We start from the raw sequence: 15,757 nt of genomic DNA, 5'->3' as shown, positions 1-15,757 counted from the left end.
TTCAACTCCTGGATGCGGTGATTACTCTTCGACCTGAACGACGGTGGTGACGTCGGGCAGCAGGGAGAGGTCCATGCGGTGCTTGGCGCCGTAGGATGGCACGCCCAGCTCTTCTTCACGCACCTGCCAGTCGGCGGGCAGGCTCCAGAATTCCTTGAACTCCCGCGTGAACTTCTCAGACAGGGCAAAGCTGGTGGCGAACATGTGCTGCACCTGGACGGACGCGTGCTTGTTGAGAATGCGTTCGCGCTCTTCCTTCATCCATTCGCGCGTCGGCAGCGCCCGCGCCAGGCGTTCCTTGCGAACTTCGGCGCGGCGTGCCTGGGTCTTGGCAGCATCCACGGTAAAGACGCCCTTGTCGTCCTGGGTGAAGACAGCCCCATATACCTTCTGCGCGTAGGCCGGCAGCAGGAACTTCTGGTTGAGGTCCGCTTCGATGGCTTCCGGGTCCCGGTCGAGGGGGTCGCCAAAGCCCGGGCCACCGCGCAGGTAGTTCAGGTACAGGTCATGGTTGGCGTAGCAGTCCTCCGTCGTGATGCACTGCTTGTCGCGCTTGACCTCGGCGGTGGCATCGATGTGGCGCTCGAAGTCGGGGTTGCCCGGGTCGATGTCGCCGCCGAGCGGCAGGGAGTCGCCGATGGCGATGCGCTGGTCCAGGCCGGTCTTGTGCGCCTCAAAGCGATAGCCGGTCGCGGACGGATAGCCGCCCATCATGCCCCAGTCGCTGTTCATGAAGCCGTTGCCCATGAAGAACATGGTCCAGTCCTGGGCGTTCCACACCATGCGCAGCGTCTCGAACCCGCAGCCGCCGCGGTATTTGCCGTAGCCGCCGGAATTGGCCTTGACGTTGCGGCCAAGGTAGAGCAGCGGCTCGGCCATCTCCCAGATTTCGATGTCGCCCATATCGCCTTCCGGATTCCAGATGGCGGCAGCGTGGTTGAGACCATCCTTTACGGCGCACGCGCCGGTGCCGCAGGAGCTGGCCTCGAAGCTGTTGACGGCATGGATCTCTCCGTCCTGGTTGATGCCGCCGCCCTGCAGCCAGTTGGAGGTGTTGGCGTTGCCGGCGTTGACCTCTTCCAGGTAGCCGCGGCTGAAGTAGGACTGCGACAGGCCGCGCCACAGCGCCGCCCAGCCCGAGACCAGAAAGTGCCAGGCGTACGCGTGGCCGGTGCGGCGGTCATCGGGGTTGCACCACGTGCCCTTGGGCAGGCGAAACTCGGTTGCGAAGTAGGCGCCATCGTTGATGCGCTGGGTGGGCACCAGGGTCTGGCACATCATCACCCAGATCCCGGAAGTGAAGGCCACCTGGTGGGCGTTGAAGGTATGCCAGCCCCAGCGGCTCGCGCCCTCGAAGTCGAGGCGCCACTTGCCGTCTGGCTTGATCGTCATCTCGCAGGGAGAGTGCATGATCGAGTCGAGCTTGGCGAAGGCGTTGGAGACCTGCACGTCGTCATGCTTATAGGGCACGTCGACAAAGGAGACCTTGCGGTACTTGCCAGGCAGGGTCATCGCCTTGATGCGGCTCTGCAGTCCGCGGCGGCCTTCCTCGATGACCTCGTAGGCGAACTTCTCGTAGGCCTCGAGGCCGTCGGCACGGATCACTTCTTCGACCAGTTCGCGGATCATGTGGCAGCCGGCGATCCGGGTTTTCTCATCGAGGATCCAGTATTTCGGCGTGCGCACCGAGCGCTGCGACTCGTGCAGCCAGTCGCGCAGCGGCTCGTCGTTCACGCCAGTCTTGCGGCAAGTGATCATGTAGCCGTCGCCGAAGCGCTGGGTCTGTCCGGTGGACATCGAGCCCGGCGTCACCGAGCCGGTATCGATCACGTGGGTGACGCCGCCCACCCAGCCGATCAGCTTGCCCTCCCAGAAGATCGGCACGATGGTGGCGATGTCGCAGGGGTGCACGTTGCCGATGGAGCAGTCGTTGTTGGTAAACATGTCACCGGGATTGATGCCGGGGTTGGCCTCCCAGTTATTCTCGATCATGTACTTGATCGCCGCGCCCATGGTGCCGACGTGGATGATGATGCCGGTCGAGGTCAGCACGCAATCGCCCACGGCGTTGTAGAGCGTGAAGCAGAGTTCGCCTTCCTGCTCGACGATGGGACTGGCGGCAATCTTCTTCGCAGTCTCGCGGGCATGCACCAGGCCGCCGCGCAGCTTGGAGAACAGCTTTTCATAGCCAATCGGGTCGCTGTCGCGGAACTCCAGCTTGTCGAGGCCGTTGTAGTGGCCGGTGGCCTGAGTGCGGGCAATGATCGCGTCGCGGGATTCCTTGAGGGTCTTGCCGTCCTGCAGCAGATTGCCCAGGCCCACTTCCTTGTTGCTCATCATGTTCATGGCGTGTCTCCTTACCTCACTTCTTTGAGGTGGAACAGGCGGTGCTTGTCGACCGTCGTCTCGAAGCCATCCGGTACCACAAAGGTCGTGGCATCGGATTCGATGATGGCGGGGCCCACAATGTGGTTGCCTGCCTTGAGCGCTTCCATCTTCCACAGTGCGGCATCCACCCACTTCTTGTGGCGATAGAAGGGGCGGGTGCCGAGATAGGCTTCCTTGGGCGGCAATGGGCCCGCATCCGGGTCTTCCGGCAGTACCGGCTTCTGGGTAACGACGGTGCCGCGCAGGATCGCGCCGGTGATCGAGAAGCCCAGTTCCGGCGAGCGCGCGGAACTGGCGTACACCCGGCCATAGGTGGTCTCGAAGGCCTCGACGATCTTGTCCCAGTCGGCTGCGGTGGCAGCACTGGTCACCGGCGATACGATTTCAAGGTCGTTCAGTTGGCCCATGTACTGCATCTTGTAGCCGGGGATCAGCAGCACGTCTTCGGGCTTGTAGCCGTTGAGGACAAACTCGTCGATAACCTTGATGGCCAATTCGGACCAGGCTTCCTGCAAGGTCTTGCAGGCGGCAGCCTTATCGCCGTCCGGCGCGAGTTGTGCGACACCGACGTCGACCGACTTGTCATAGCGATATTCGAAGTCGGCGCAGGCACAGCCGAAGGCCGAGAAGCCAGCCGCCCAGGCGGGCACGACCACGTCCTTGAAACCTACCCCCTCCGTATAACCGTAGGTATGCACGGGGCCGGCGCCACCATAGGAGAAGCACGTGAACTCCGCCGGGTTGTAGCCCTTGGCGCTGATATTGGCGCGCAGGTATTCGGACAGCGTCAGGTCCAGCAACTCGATGACGCCGGCCGCGGCATCTTCCACCGACAGGCCGAGCGGATCGGCGATCTGCGCCTTGATATGCTGGCGGGCGCGTTCCACATCGAGCTTGATGGCGCCACCGAGAAAGTTGTCCGGATTCAGGTAGCCCAGCACCACGTGGCAGTCGGAAACCGAAACGGTGTCGAGACCGCTTTCCGGCCAGCAGGTGCCGACGCGATAGCCAGCAGAGTCCGGGCCAAGCTTGATGGACTTGCTGTAGGGATCCAAACGCACGAAGCTGCCGGCGCCCGCGCCGACCGAGTCCATGGCTACCAGGGGCAGCGAGAGGACCAGACGAGCCATGTCCGGGTCAGACTTGATGGCGAAGTTGCCCTTGGTGATCAACGCCACGTCGAAGCTGGTGCCGCCAATATCGGAGCACGCGATGTTCTCGTCTCCCAGGGCCTCACCGAGCAGCTTAGAGCCGATCACGCCGCCAATTGGGCCGGAGACAATGGTTCGTGCGAGTTCCTTGGCTTTCCAGCTGATGGTGCCGCCATGGGTCGCCATCACGCGCAGATCGAACTTGGCTCCGTGCTTCCTGAAGCGGTCGCTGACCTTCTTCAGCGTCTGGCGCGACGGCTCTGCGCCATAGGCCTCCAGGATGGTGGTGTTCATCCGGTGGCTTTCCTTGCGCGACGGATAGTAGTCCACCGAGGCGAAGACGGGAATATCTGCCTTCAGCCTCTTCAGTTCCTCACGCACGATGTCCCGGGCGCGTTGCTCGCTCGATTCGTTCTTGTGGGATTGCAGCAGGCAAATGACGATGGCTTGCGAGCCGGCCTCCACCAGTTCGCGGGTGGACTGGCGGACTTCGTCTTCCCGCAGCGGGATGACTACCTTCCCTTGCACGTCGGTGCGCTCGGTGACACCACGGGTGCGTGAAACGGGCACCAGGGGCTCATCGTAGCGATGCGTATTCAGGTGAATGCGGTCTTCCAGGGCATAACCCAAGTAGCTCTGCAGCGCGCGCCCCATCGAATGGATCTGCTCGAAGCCTCGATTGCAAATCAGGCCAACATCAAGGCCTTTGCGCATCAGGATGCGATTGAGCATGGCCGTACCGGAATAGACGCAGGTCACCAGTTCCGGATAAACGTCATCCACTGTCCGGTCCCAGTGTGCGAGCGCATCTTCGGACGAGTTATAGATGGCAAGGGATTCATCGCCGGGATTGCTTTGCGCCTTGCCGACCACGAAACGGCCATCCGAGCGCACGAAGAATGTGTCGGTCATCGTGCCACCAGCATCGATGCCCATCACCTGTACGGTGGACTGCGGTTGCATATTGCCTCCTGTCATTGGTGTCGTCGTAGTGGGATCTCCCCACGGCCAATGCATGGCAAGGCTCATGCCAAGGTGGCCCAGATCCAGCCAGAAAGGCTGGCTATGTGAAGGAAATCAATGAGTTGAAAGCACTGTTTGGTTGCACCGCTAGTCGCATGGTGTCCGGACTCGGTGTCCGGATATTCGACGACTGCGCACGCGGGTGTCTGGGAATCGGACGCCTACTGGCGGGCTTGCGCTATCGATGCGGTATTGGTGGGCTGGCGAAGAACGCGTCGATGCCCGAGCGGTGCTCCGCGACCTCGCCAAGGCTCTGGCCTTAGCTGTCAACGACGTGATCCGGTAATCCGTAGGGCATGCCGTTCACAATCGCCTTTCACTACGAGGCGAACGAACGGTGGTCATCGTAGGTGAAACTGTTGTTGGGAAATTTTTCGTTTGATGGATGGTTGCATCAAAGGCGCCATCATGAGCCACCCGATCGCTTTGACCGCCACGCCGACTACATCAATCAGGAACTTCCAACCATCGATCTGATCACTGCGGCTCTCGCCATACAGACACCACATACAGAAGTGCTCGCAATTGTTGGCGAACAGCTGGTATCGGTCCTCGCCGAGTCGCGAGTAGGCGCGGCGAACCGCTTCGGGGCCCTCGAACCTGGCGTCCGGGCTTTGCCTGACCCAGACGGCGTGCCCATGTGCAAACTCAGCGAGCGTGACCTCCTGCACTGGGCCTCGATGCAGCGACCGCGACAGTCCTGCGTAATGCACTACCCTCCCGTCTCCCGCATAAACACCGTGATGCGTATAGCCAAATCGCTCGGCAACGAGATGGCTACCGATGGTCATGCCCACTTTAGCGATTGGTTCGCCAACCTGGCGTCCTGACCTCGTTGCATCTTTCATGGCCATCACCGCGTTCCGCTGTCCGTCGTACAACCGGACCGCATACGGCGTGCCACCACCGCAAGGAAGAGGGATTCCCAGAGGGCTGCGCCCTCTTCGATCCTGCACGTCCGACACCCGCGCTTTGCCTGTTCGAATTCCGGTCAGTCAAAATAGGGTGTCCGATTTCCGGACACCCTGCCTTGCCATTGTTGCAGGGCACAAATTACTGATTTAAAAGAGATTTGTTGACTTGGCTGTGGCATGGGGCTACGGTTACTCGAGCCAATTAACCCTGACCATCCCATGCCGTTTTCACGTTGCGGCACCTTGATTCCCCGCATCGGCGATGAACCTCTCGTCGCCTCGGCTTGGGAGCGTTTTGTGCAAGACCCGTCTCTGGACGTGGCGGGCGTGCGCAGCGTCGTCCTGGCGTCGTGGCAGCGGAGTCGTTCTGAGGCCGTCGACCCTGCCAGGCACTCCGCACCGGGGGCGGCCTCCGATCGCATTCGCCGGTTGCAGCGTCAGAACCGGGACTTTTGCGATGCCGCGCGTCCGGCTCTCGAGGGCTTGCGCGATGTCCTGCAGGAATGCGGGACGCTGATCATGCTTTGTGACGCAGGCGGTACCATTTTGCGCATCGACGGAGGGAGCGGAGTCCGCAGCGCAGGTGAAGGGATCAACCTGGCCGCCGGCGGCTGCTGGAATGAGGAAGTCATCGGCACCAATGCCATCGGTACCGCGATCGCGACCCGAACCCCAGTTCAGATCCATGCCAACGAGCATTTCTGCCTGGACGTCAAGCGCTGGACCTGTGCAGCGGCGCCGATCATTGATCCTCTCAGTGGCGCCTTGCTGGGCGTGGTGGACGTCTCTGGTGTCAAGGAAACGCTTCATGGCCACACACTGGGTCTTGTGCTGGCAGCGGCCAAGCAGATAGAGGGGGAATTGGCTCGCCGCGACGGTGCTCTGCATGAGCGCCTGCTTACGAAAGCCATTGACAGTTTTATCCGTTACGCCAACGACTACGTTGTACTCGTCGACGCCCGGGGACGGGTTATTCGCGCCAACGGGAATGCGCCTCTCGCGCTCGAGATGCATGGCGTGAACTTGCCGCAGGGAATCGGCACTCAGCTACCAGGCCTGAATCTGGCACTCGCGGATATCGACCGGACCTGCCAACGCCCACAGTGGTTATGCCCCGAATGGCTACATCCGGTAAAGGATCATGAAGGTACGCTTGGCACGATGCTTGTGATACCGCTCACGGCACGCCAGAACCGACCCGCCATATCGTTGCCGGCGGCTTGGACACCATCGGCTGAGAGCGATGCGTTCGGCGACATTATTGGTCAGAGTGAGATATTGCAAGCCACCAAGGCCCGCGCCCGCCGCCTCGCGCCGCTCGATCTGCCTGTGCTGCTTCTGGGCGAGACCGGAGCCGGTAAGGAGCTCTTCGCCCGAGCGCTACATCAGGCCAGTCATCGCAGTCTGGGGCCATTTGTTGCCGTCAATTGCGGGGCCCTGAGCCGAGAACTCCTGGCCAGCGAACTTTTTGGTTATGTCGATGGCGCCTTTACTGGGGCGCGTCGTGGCGGCCTTCCCGGCAAGTTCGAGCAAGCGGAGGGCGGCACACTGTTCCTGGATGAAATTGGCGAGATGCCATTAGATATGCAGCCGCACTTGCTACGCGTGTTGCAGGATGGCATTGTGGTGCGACTCGGCGATACCCGCGAGCGGCGCGTCTCGGTGCGTGTCATTGCGGCCACCAACCGCGATATGCAGGGTGAAATCACAGCCAGACGTTTCCGCGAAGACCTATACCACCGCCTTTGTGCGGTCACGCTGCAACTGCCCGCGCTGCGCGACCGGCCTGGCGACATCGATGCAATCGTCCAGCATCTCAACAACAAACTTGCGCGCAAGTATGGCTGTGGCCCCAAGCAACTGGATCCGGCTGTGCACCAGGCCCTTTTGAGCTATCGTTGGCCGGGGAACATTCGTGAACTCCAGAATGCCTTCGAAGTTATGTTTGCGCTCTGTGAAGGCGATACGATCGACAGCTCGCAACTGCCTCCGGCCATCGCATCGATGGTGAAGAACTCACTTGCCATCCCTCCCTCGAAATCGATGGCCCTCTCGTCCGGGAGACTTGACGAAATGGAGCGACAAGCAATTCTTAATGCAATTGCGAATTCCCATGGAAATATGTCCATGGCCGCTCGCACGCTGGGAATTTCGAGGAGCACGCTCTACGTCAAGCTAGCCGGGATGCGCGACCAGCCAGGCAATTCGTAAAGCCGCGCGCCGATCTCTTGGAGCGCGGTCGCTTACGACAACTGGTCCAGCAGCGCTGTGCTTGCCTTGGTGGTGCCAAAGCGCGGCGTGTCGTGAAGTAATCGCGGATCTTCCACAAGCCGACTTCGAGGGGCCGTCCCCCATCTTCAGTAAAGCATCGCGAACATCGGTCAACTGATGCTCACGTTCTTGTCACACCTTTCCTGATCGCGAAACTTCATCCCAGTCCCCCCATCGCATCAACTCGGCAGGGAAATCACCGATGACGCCCCCTCACCTGCCGGCAACATAGGTTGTCGGTTCGCGCAAAGCCTGAGCTCCGACTTACCGGCTGTGCGGGCCGCATTCAAGTTGCCATGGAGCAATGGCCAGACCGAGGGTCATGTCAACCGGCTCAAGCTTCTCAAGCGCCAAATGTATGGCCGCGCAGATATCGAGCTTCTGCGGCTGCGGGTGTTGAAGCCAAACTAAACCGGCTGGCTTTGTTCTACAGGACCCGCCAGTCCGGTTGCCATCGCAGGCGCGTGAGTTCGTGTGGCCACGGCGAGGCTGGCGGACTCGCTTACGTTTGTCAGTAAGAAGAATAGTGGTAGTCGGGCGGGAAAGAGGACGGGAAGGGTCCTCGACGCGAATTCGCCGTTGTCACACAAATTGCGCAAGACCCATCTTTATTACTCTTCACGGATTTCGAACAACTTTCACGAAAGTGAAACTATACCATCGCCATCCTCAATGGGAATGGCATTCGGTCCTCGACGCAAATTCGCCGTCGTCACAAAAATTGCGGAAGACCCATCTTTATTACTCTTCACGCTTATGGATCATTCAGATAGCTCGATGACCATTGGCGGAATTAGTGGTCACGATTGGCCGAATTAACGATCGGCAACAGCAACTATGGGCGTACAGCCGATGATCAACCCGCAATGAGACCACCTGCTCGAGTCTGGCCCAGTGTACGGCGAGGAGACCACGGGTCCCTCCTCAAGGAGCCCGGACGGTCTCGCCAGCACTCTTGTTACTTCGGCTTCGCGAACTGCGGGTAGAAGCGAGCGACCTGAGGTCCACCGACCGCCCAGCCCACGCAATGGCCTATGAACGCTGGCTTTTCCGTGGCCTCGAACATGTGGCTGTTTCGCGCGTCGCCTTCTTGCCAACCAAATACGGTCTGAAACGCGGTGGTTGCTAGAGGGAACAGCAACTCGCGAGCGTGTGTGCAGCCTCGCTCCGCGCCGACAGCAGACTTTACTGATTCACGCCAGGTACGGTCGATGCGCTTTCCAACCAATGCCTGATAGTTTGAAATCGCTTCACTGCAAGAGAGGTACGGCGTTGAAGGCATGTCAACCTCAATCGCATGAACTACCATGTCATTGTCAACGGTCAATCTGATTCTCATGTGGTGCGACTCGGACTCGGCCGCACGCAGGCCCCGTATCGGCTCGGTATACTGAAACGGCTTTTGATCGGTCACCCTTCCCTCGATGTCCCATAGGCCGTCGTCGCGCTTGTAGCCTTCGCACCTCACGGTGCGCGTATGAACATGGCGACGAGGTTGGGGCGTTGTAAACGACATTGACGGACTCCTTTGTGGAATGATCCAGCAACAGTGCTGTAGCAGTCGAACGGAAGCACATTTCGAGCGTAGCGCCGACGACCCAGCCGACGCTATCCAAGCGGGCTCGTGCCCAAGTTCCGTACCGCGCTTGGTAGATTCGACTCAGCTTTTCGAGCGCGGCCAGCCACACTGCGGCGAGCGTCCGGCAACCAGCGCAGTGCTCCATGAGGTTGAATAGTTGTTGAACCGTGCGCGTATACGGTCGCTCTTCCAGTATGGGCAAGGCACGCAATCAGAACCAATTGTCCTGCATGTCCAGCGTAGTCCGATCCAGCGATGCCAGCAGATCGAACTGCGGACCAGTCTTGGGAAGTTCCCAACGGAAAAAATAGCCGACGGCTGCGAGCTTGCCGTGGTAGAACTCCGCATCAGCGTCGCTGCCGGCGCAATACAATGCCTGTTGGGCTAACAACGCCTGCTCCAGCCAAATCCAGGCCAGCACCACATGACCAAAGGCTTCCAGATAGACCGAGGCATTGGCCAGCGTCACGTTGACGTCACCGGCAGCCCACAACTGCCTCGTGACATCAGCCAGCCTCGAGACCGACAGCGTCAGCGCCAGCGCGTATCTCGACAGATCTGCATCGCCCGCGTTCCGGGCACGATCGCAGGTTCTTTCCACGCGTTCGCGCAGCAGGGAGAATGCGAAGCCGTCGTGCATCACCACCTTGCGACCGAGTAGGTCCAGCCCCTGGATGCCGTGCGTGCCCTCGTGTATCGGGTTAAGGCGGTTATCGCGGTAGAACTGCTCGACGTTGTACTCGCGGGTATAGCCATAACCACCGTGCACCTGGATCGCCAAGCTATTGGCTTCCAGGCACCATTGTGACGGCCAGCTCTTGGCGACGGGAGTCAGGATGTCAAGTAGCAGTGTCAGACGATCGCGTTCGCCGCTGTCCGCCGCGGCACGCTGTTCGTCTACCAGGCGGGTGCAGTACAGGTTCAACGCCAGTGCGCCCTCGACGTAGCTCTTCTGCGCCAGTAGCATGCGGCGGATATCGGCGTGCTCCACCAGCTTCACTTGCGAGCTGGCCGCGTCCTTACCGCCGGGACCGGTGGCTCGACCTTGAGGTCGACTGCGCGCGTAATCCAGGGCATGCAGGTACCCAGTGTAGCCAAGCACTGCGGCTCCCAGCCCCACGCCGATGCGGGCCTCGTTCATCATATGAAACATGCAGGCCAACCCCTTGCCTGGTTCGCCCACCAAGTAGCCGATCGCGCCGACCTTGCCGCCTGGCCGGTACTTCATGCCCTCGCCAAAGTTGAGCAGGCAGTTCGTGGTGCCGCGGTAGCCCATCTTGTGGTTCAAGCCGGCGAGCACTACGTCGTTGTGCTCACCCAGCGAACCATCCTCGTTGACGAGGAATTTCGGCACGATGAACAGCGAGATGCCCTTAACGCCTGGGATCAGCTTGCCGTCCGGCCCGGGAATTTTGGCCAGCACAAGATGGACAATGTTCTCGCACAGTTCATGCTCCCCGCCCGATATCCACATCTTGTTCCCGCGCAGACGGAACCGTTGGCCCAGCGACGATTCGCTTTCGTACTCAGCACGCGTAGTGATATCTGACAGCGATGACCCCGCCTGCGGTTCGGATAGGCACATGGTGCCGAAGAAGCGGCCTTCCATCTCCGGTCTGACGAAGGTATCGATCTGGGCCGGCGTGCCGTGCGCCAGCAGCAGGTTGGCATTGCCGATGGTCAGGAAGGGATAGGCGCTGGTGCCCACGTTGGCGGCCTTGAACCAAGCGAAACCGGCCTTCTCGACCACCAGAGGCAGCTGCATACCGCCCAGCTCGTAGTCCTGCCCTGCCGCCATCAATCCAGCATTGCAGAAGGCGTCTAGGGCGGCTTTGACCTCGGGAATGACGGTCACCTTTTCCCCATCAACGTGCGGCTCGTACTGGTCGTTCTTCTTGTTGTGCGTGGCGAACAACTCTGTGGCCATCCGCTCGCACGTGTCCAGCACTGCGTCGAACGTCTCACGCGAATGATCCGCATAACGGTCAATCCCCGTCAGCTGCTCGACCTGGAGCCACTCGTACAGGATGAAGCTCAGGTCACGGCGGGAAAGTATGAGCGACATGGCAGTATTCAGTTGTTAAATTCCGTAACGGCTTCGGCCCGTGAACGCCGGGATCCGGTTCAGGTCCAGCGTCGTGATGTTGGAGGCCAGGATCGCACATCCGGCCTCATCACTTCGTCCAGCTTCTTGAACACGGTCTCCTAGATGGCCAGGTTCGTCAGGTCCGCGACCGTGGCAGTCATCACGCTCGACAAGCCGCGGGCTAACGAGTTTGGCCACGCCCCGTGGGCATCGCGTCTAAAGCCAGCTCAGTGTCTGTCCACCGTCGACCTTTATCACGGCACCAGTCATGTAGCGGCCTGCGTCCGACGCGAGCAAAAGAATAGGACCGTCAAGATCGTCCGGATTTCCCAAGCGCCGCTGTGGTATCCGTTTCACGATGCCATCATCAATCTTGCGTTCTGCGAACACCTGATGCATCTCGGTGAGGAAATTTCCGGGACATAGCGCATTTACCCGGATATTTTTGTGCGCGAGTTCCAGGGCCATTACTTGCGTGAGCTGTATCAACCCGGCCTTTGAAACCGCGTATGCCGACAGATAGCCGGGCGTGCGTAGCCCGGCGGTGGAAGCTACGTTGATAATCGTTCCACCGCCCGCCTCGACCATGCGACGCGCGGCTTCGCGGGCGACGGCAAAGCTACCATTCAGATTTGTGTCAAAGATACGAGCCACCGCTTCATCGTCATGGTCCAGGAATTTGGCGAAGTTGATGATCCCGGCATTGTTTACCAATATGCTGGGTGGTCCTCCATACACTCGCTCGATCTCATCGAAGGCGACCGGGATTGTCTCCAGGTCGTTGAGGTCGATATGGATGCCATGCGCAGCATTGGCATCCCCGCATTGTTCGACGATTTCGGCAGCGGCTGTTTGAACGGCTTGCAACCGACGGGCCGCAAGCACTACTTGGGCACCCGCTCGGGCCAGAAGCCCGGCAACGTGGAGACCAATCCCTGAGGACGCTCCAGTCACCAGTGCAATGCGGCCCCGTACGCTAAATAGCTCTTCCATCATCACGTTTCCACTCATTATCAAGGAGAAATAGGAAAGTTTCGGTCAACGGCCCAGGAATTGAGGGCGACGCTTCTCAGCGAAAGCGCTCAGCCCCTCCGGTGCATCGTGGCTCGTCAGACAATACTTGTGAGTAACCTCAATCTCGTGAGCGATCGCCTCCTTAAAGGGAACTTCACGAATCTGGTTCAATGTCTTCTTCACATTGGCCACCGCTAGCGGGCTTTTCACTGCAACAGCCTCAGCAAAGGAGACTGCAGCTGCGATAAGCCCACAACGATCAGGCAGAATACGATTGACCAGACCGGCATGCATCCATGGTTCTGGCGGAAGGAACGCGCCGGTGAACAGCACTTCACGGCCAAAATTCTGAAGGACCCTCCTTGGCAGACGAGTGAGTACGCCGCCCCCACCCATCTGTCCAAAATTCAGGTGACCATCACCGATGCGCGCATCAGCGGCCGCATAAACGACGTCGCAAGCTAGCGCAAGTTCAAGCCCTCCAGCGGCGGTCACACCGTTGATTAGCGCCATGACGGGCTTGGCCAAATCGAACTGGATGTAATTAAACAGCGCATGCAGGTCGTCGAGAAACGATCGGAAGTCCTGTGCGTTGCGCTGAAGCTCGATGTATTTCTTTAGGTCGCCCCCAGCACTGAACGCGTCGCCGGCCCCGATGATCGCTACCGCGCGCACAGCGTCATCGGCCGCGAACTTGTTCATCGCTGATTGAAGCGCGCCGATCATTCCCCAGTCGATCGGGTTCTTTTGCGCTGGCCGATTCAACGTAACCAAACCAAGCGCAGTGCCGGGAATGCCGAGTGTGATACGCTCGACGATGACGGGATCTGATTTTGACATCAGTAGCTCTTCGGCAGGCCCAGGCACTTTTCGCCCAGATAGTTGAGGGTCATCTCATTGTTGATCGGCGCGACACGCAACGTCCTGATCATCGGCAGAATGGCGGCCACATCGCATTCGTCGGTAATTCCAGCCCCGCCATGCACTTGGAACGCGGCATCGCCCGCCTCGAAGGCAGCCTCGGTACAGGCCAACTTGGCCATATTCGCGTACATGCCTACTGTGCGTGAATCGTTACCACGGTCAAACGCGATGGCCGCTTCCCGGTTCGCGAGGTTTGCCAGCCGCAGCTTGACGAACGCCCTTGCTAGCATGTGCTGGACCGCCTGATGACTGCCGATCGCCTCGCCGAACACGACTCTATCCTTGGCGTAGGCAACACCCTTGGCAAAGACATGTTCGCCCAGTCCGAGCGCCAGCGCCGCGATTACGATTCGCTCGAGGTTGAGAGCATTGAACAGAATCTCCAGCCCGGCCCCTTCGGCGCCGATACGGTTTTCCTCAGGAACGACGACATCTTCAAAGAAAACGATGTACTGGCTCTCGGGCGAATGTGTTCCCATGTTCATGGGCGTGCACGTAATGCCTGGAGCGTTGCGATCGATGACGAACAGGGTGAAGGCCTCCTTCCGCGGGCCCGTTCCTTTCACGTCAGTCTTGGTGACGAGTACAAGCTTTTGCGATTCCGCGAAGCCTGTGATAAAGACCTTCTGGCCGTTGATTCGATAGTTTGAGCCTTCGCGCACTGCGCTCGTACTGATTCGAAAGCTGTTCGTACCGGCAGAAGGCTCAGTAATCGCAAAGCTCCAATATTCGCCAGCAGCGAGTTTTGGCAGATACCGTTCCTTCATGGCCTGGTTGCCAGCTCCTACCAGAAGGCAGTCCATGAAGTAACTAACGAAATGGAGGGTGATTAGGCCATGACGGCCCATCTCCGTGAAGAAGACACGCACGTCATCGTAGGACATCGCCGTACCACCGAATTCCTCCGGGATGGCCATGCCGAGATATCCAGCCTGGGCAATGTCGTTCCACATCGCATGGGGAAAAGTCGCACCGCTGCTGACGAGATCGCGGATATATTTCCGCCCGTAACGGCTGGCGAGACTTTCGACAAAACGGGCGATCGCCCGCTGCGTTTCGGTGTATTCGGTATCGAGTCCCATAATCTCCTCTCCTGTTTTTGCGTAACCGAACGTCGACGTCCGGAGGTCCATGGCAACGGTTGGGGTTCGTGCCAAAATTCGTCCGCAGGACACAGAACAGTGCCTAGCGGGTCATCTCCCTACACCAGATCATCCAGGACGAGTCCCCAGCTGGCGGCCAGCGCCAGTCCCGATGGCATCTCCTTTGCCGATTTCGGTAAAGGATTCGGTGTGGCACTAAAGCGCGGCGCGGGAGCGGGCTGCAGGACGCCATCGACCTTGACAAAGGAATGCCGGGCGCGCATGTGACGATGCGCTGGCGCGGCTGCAAGATCCAAGACTGGCATGAGACAAGCGTCCTTCCCGTCGAAAAGAGTGTGCAGTTCGCGCATCGTTCGACGGCCAATCGCCTCGGCAACCAGAATGCGATCGGATGGCCATCGCGCCTCGTTCCACTGCTCGCCCACGGGTAACTGATCGGTGAGGCCCAGTCCTTCTACCAGCGTAGTGTAGAAGGGGCGCTCGATCGCGCCGATGCTAACCCAGAGACTATCAGCGGTCTGATAGACGCCGTAGAAATGGGCTCCGCCATCGGCAAAATTCGAGGCGCGACTCAAGCGCCAATTTCCCTCCGCATAGAGGCCATAAAACGGCGTCATGAGATGCGCAGCACCCTCGCACATGGCTGCGTCAACGACCTGTCCCCGTCCCGTCAGAGCGGCAAACCTCAGCGCCGCAAGAATTCCGACCGCGAGGTAGAGCGCCCCGCCTCCAAAATCACCGACAAGATTGAGTGGTGGAACAGGGGCCTCAGGTGATCCAATTGCAGCTAATGCGCCGCTTATTGCGATATAGTTCAGATCGTGGCCGGCCATCTGGGAAAGCGGCCCGTCCTGTCCCCAGCCTGTCATCCTGCCGTAAATGAGTTTCGGATTTCGCGCCAGACAAGGCTCTGGACCAATGCCGAGACGCTCCATAACGCCTGGCCGGTAACCCTCGATGAGCACATCGGCATTCTCGGCCAACTTCAACAGCGCGCTAGCCGCGCCCCGCTTCTTGAGGTCGAGAGGCAACGATGCCTTGCCGCGCTGGAGCGTATCGAGTTGGGTAATGTGTCCATCTTGATCGGGCCGGCAGACGCGCAGCACCTGCGCACCGAGGTCCGCGAGCAGCATCGCGCAGAAAGGACCAGGGCCCAGGCCAGCCATCTCAATGACTCGCAGCCCTGCCAGGGGCCCGGCATTTGCAGGCGCTGTCATTGGTGCGGATTGATCTGACATACCCGGTTCAGAGAGTGCCAGGCCCGGCCGGCTTCCACCGCGGCAGCGCTTGACCGTCGTCCAATG

At 59.9% G+C, this 15,757-nt stretch carries 10 protein-coding genes and 1 pseudogene; 2 read left to right on the top strand and 9 right to left on the bottom strand.

Annotation, left to right across the window (positions count from 1 at the left end):
- Window positions 1-21 precede the first annotated feature (21 nt).
- The 3 genes from KHO41_RS37945 to KHO41_RS37935 all read right to left on the bottom strand — a co-directional run bounded on the left by KHO41_RS37945 (window position 22) and on the right by KHO41_RS37935 (window position 5,353).
- Window positions 22-2,346: a hydantoinase B/oxoprolinase family protein gene (locus tag KHO41_RS37945; protein ID WP_211958370.1), complete on the bottom strand. Its 2,325-nt coding sequence runs from the start codon at window positions 2,344-2,346 to the stop codon at window positions 22-24.
- A gap of 11 nt (window positions 2,347-2,357) precedes the next feature.
- On the bottom strand, window positions 2,358-4,502 hold the full coding sequence (locus KHO41_RS37940; RefSeq protein WP_211958369.1) for a hydantoinase/oxoprolinase family protein: 2,145 nt from the start codon (window positions 4,500-4,502) through the stop codon (window positions 2,358-2,360).
- A 401-nt stretch (window positions 4,503-4,903) separates the two neighbouring features.
- Window positions 4,904-5,353 (bottom strand): lecithin retinol acyltransferase family protein, encoded by a 450-nt coding sequence (locus tag KHO41_RS37935; protein ID WP_376989909.1) that lies wholly within the window; start codon window positions 5,351-5,353, stop codon window positions 4,904-4,906.
- Window positions 5,354-5,695: 342 nt separating this feature from the next.
- Between KHO41_RS37935 and KHO41_RS37930 the strand changes: the two genes are divergently transcribed.
- Both KHO41_RS37930 and KHO41_RS37925 read left to right on the top strand, forming a co-directional pair.
- Window positions 5,696-7,687, top strand: coding sequence for a sigma-54-dependent Fis family transcriptional regulator (locus tag KHO41_RS37930; protein WP_211958367.1), 1,992 nt, complete (start codon window positions 5,696-5,698; stop codon window positions 7,685-7,687).
- 300 nt (window positions 7,688-7,987) lie between these two features.
- Window positions 7,988-8,158 (top strand): annotated as a pseudogene (locus KHO41_RS37925) (transposase); the annotation flags it as partial.
- A gap of 547 nt (window positions 8,159-8,705) precedes the next feature.
- Here the strand turns inward: KHO41_RS37925 and KHO41_RS37920 are convergent.
- The 6 genes from KHO41_RS37920 to KHO41_RS37895 all read right to left on the bottom strand — a co-directional run bounded on the left by KHO41_RS37920 (window position 8,706) and on the right by KHO41_RS37895 (window position 15,691).
- The gene (locus KHO41_RS37920; protein ID WP_211958366.1) at window positions 8,706-9,263 is read right to left on the bottom strand and encodes a DUF2889 domain-containing protein; all 558 of its coding nucleotides are present in this window, start codon (window positions 9,261-9,263) and stop codon (window positions 8,706-8,708) included.
- A gap of 274 nt (window positions 9,264-9,537) precedes the next feature.
- On the bottom strand, window positions 9,538-11,391 hold the full coding sequence (locus tag KHO41_RS37915) for an acyl-CoA dehydrogenase (RefSeq protein ID WP_211958365.1): 1,854 nt from the start codon (window positions 11,389-11,391) through the stop codon (window positions 9,538-9,540).
- 237 nt (window positions 11,392-11,628) lie between these two features.
- Entirely contained in the window at window positions 11,629-12,408 is a 780-nt protein-coding gene (locus KHO41_RS37910; protein WP_211958364.1) for an SDR family NAD(P)-dependent oxidoreductase, read from the bottom strand.
- Window positions 12,409-12,450: 42 nt separating this feature from the next.
- Window positions 12,451-13,266: an enoyl-CoA hydratase/isomerase family protein gene (locus tag KHO41_RS37905; RefSeq protein ID WP_211958363.1), complete on the bottom strand. Its 816-nt coding sequence runs from the start codon at window positions 13,264-13,266 to the stop codon at window positions 12,451-12,453.
- Window positions 13,266-14,432, bottom strand: coding sequence for an acyl-CoA dehydrogenase family protein (locus KHO41_RS37900; RefSeq protein WP_211958362.1), 1,167 nt, complete (start codon window positions 14,430-14,432; stop codon window positions 13,266-13,268). The genes KHO41_RS37905 and KHO41_RS37900 overlap by 1 nt, the downstream gene beginning before the upstream one ends.
- 119 nt (window positions 14,433-14,551) lie before the next feature.
- Entirely contained in the window at window positions 14,552-15,691 is a 1,140-nt protein-coding gene (locus tag KHO41_RS37895; protein WP_244874222.1) for a CaiB/BaiF CoA transferase family protein, read from the bottom strand.
- Window positions 15,692-15,757: the final 66 nt, after the last annotated feature.

The sequence above is a fragment of the Cupriavidus numazuensis genome, assembly GCF_905397435.1.
In the GTDB taxonomy this organism is placed as follows: Bacteria; Pseudomonadota; Gammaproteobacteria; order Burkholderiales; family Burkholderiaceae; genus Cupriavidus; species Cupriavidus numazuensis.
The sequence above is the reverse complement of the archived record's forward strand: the minus strand, read 5'-3'. Positions and strand labels throughout refer to the sequence as shown.

Bases quoted from the DNA above. Each gene is read 5' to 3' on its own strand.
- KHO41_RS37905 (WP_211958363.1), bottom strand. From the start codon at position 13,266: ATGTCAAAATCAGATCCCGTCATCGTCGAGCGTATCACACTCGGCATT.
- KHO41_RS37945 (WP_211958370.1), bottom strand. From the start codon at position 2,346: ATGAACATGATGAGCAACAAGGAAGTGGGCCTGGGCAATCTGCTGCAG.
- KHO41_RS37900 (WP_211958362.1), bottom strand. From the start codon at position 14,432: ATGGGACTCGATACCGAATACACCGAAACGCAGCGGGCGATCGCCCGT.
- KHO41_RS37940 (WP_211958369.1), bottom strand. From the start codon at position 4,502: ATGCAACCGCAGTCCACCGTACAGGTGATGGGCATCGATGCTGGTGGC.
- KHO41_RS37895 (WP_244874222.1), bottom strand. From the start codon at position 15,691: ATGTCAGATCAATCCGCACCAATGACAGCGCCTGCAAATGCCGGGCCC.
- KHO41_RS37935 (WP_376989909.1), bottom strand. From the start codon at position 5,353: ATGACCATCGGTAGCCATCTCGTTGCCGAGCGATTTGGCTATACGCAT.
- KHO41_RS37910 (WP_211958364.1), bottom strand. From the start codon at position 12,408: ATGATGGAAGAGCTATTTAGCGTACGGGGCCGCATTGCACTGGTGACT.
- KHO41_RS37920 (WP_211958366.1), bottom strand. From the start codon at position 9,263: ATGTCGTTTACAACGCCCCAACCTCGTCGCCATGTTCATACGCGCACC.
- KHO41_RS37915 (WP_211958365.1), bottom strand. From the start codon at position 11,391: ATGTCGCTCATACTTTCCCGCCGTGACCTGAGCTTCATCCTGTACGAG.
- KHO41_RS37930 (WP_211958367.1), top strand. From the start codon at position 5,696: ATGCCGTTTTCACGTTGCGGCACCTTGATTCCCCGCATCGGCGATGAA.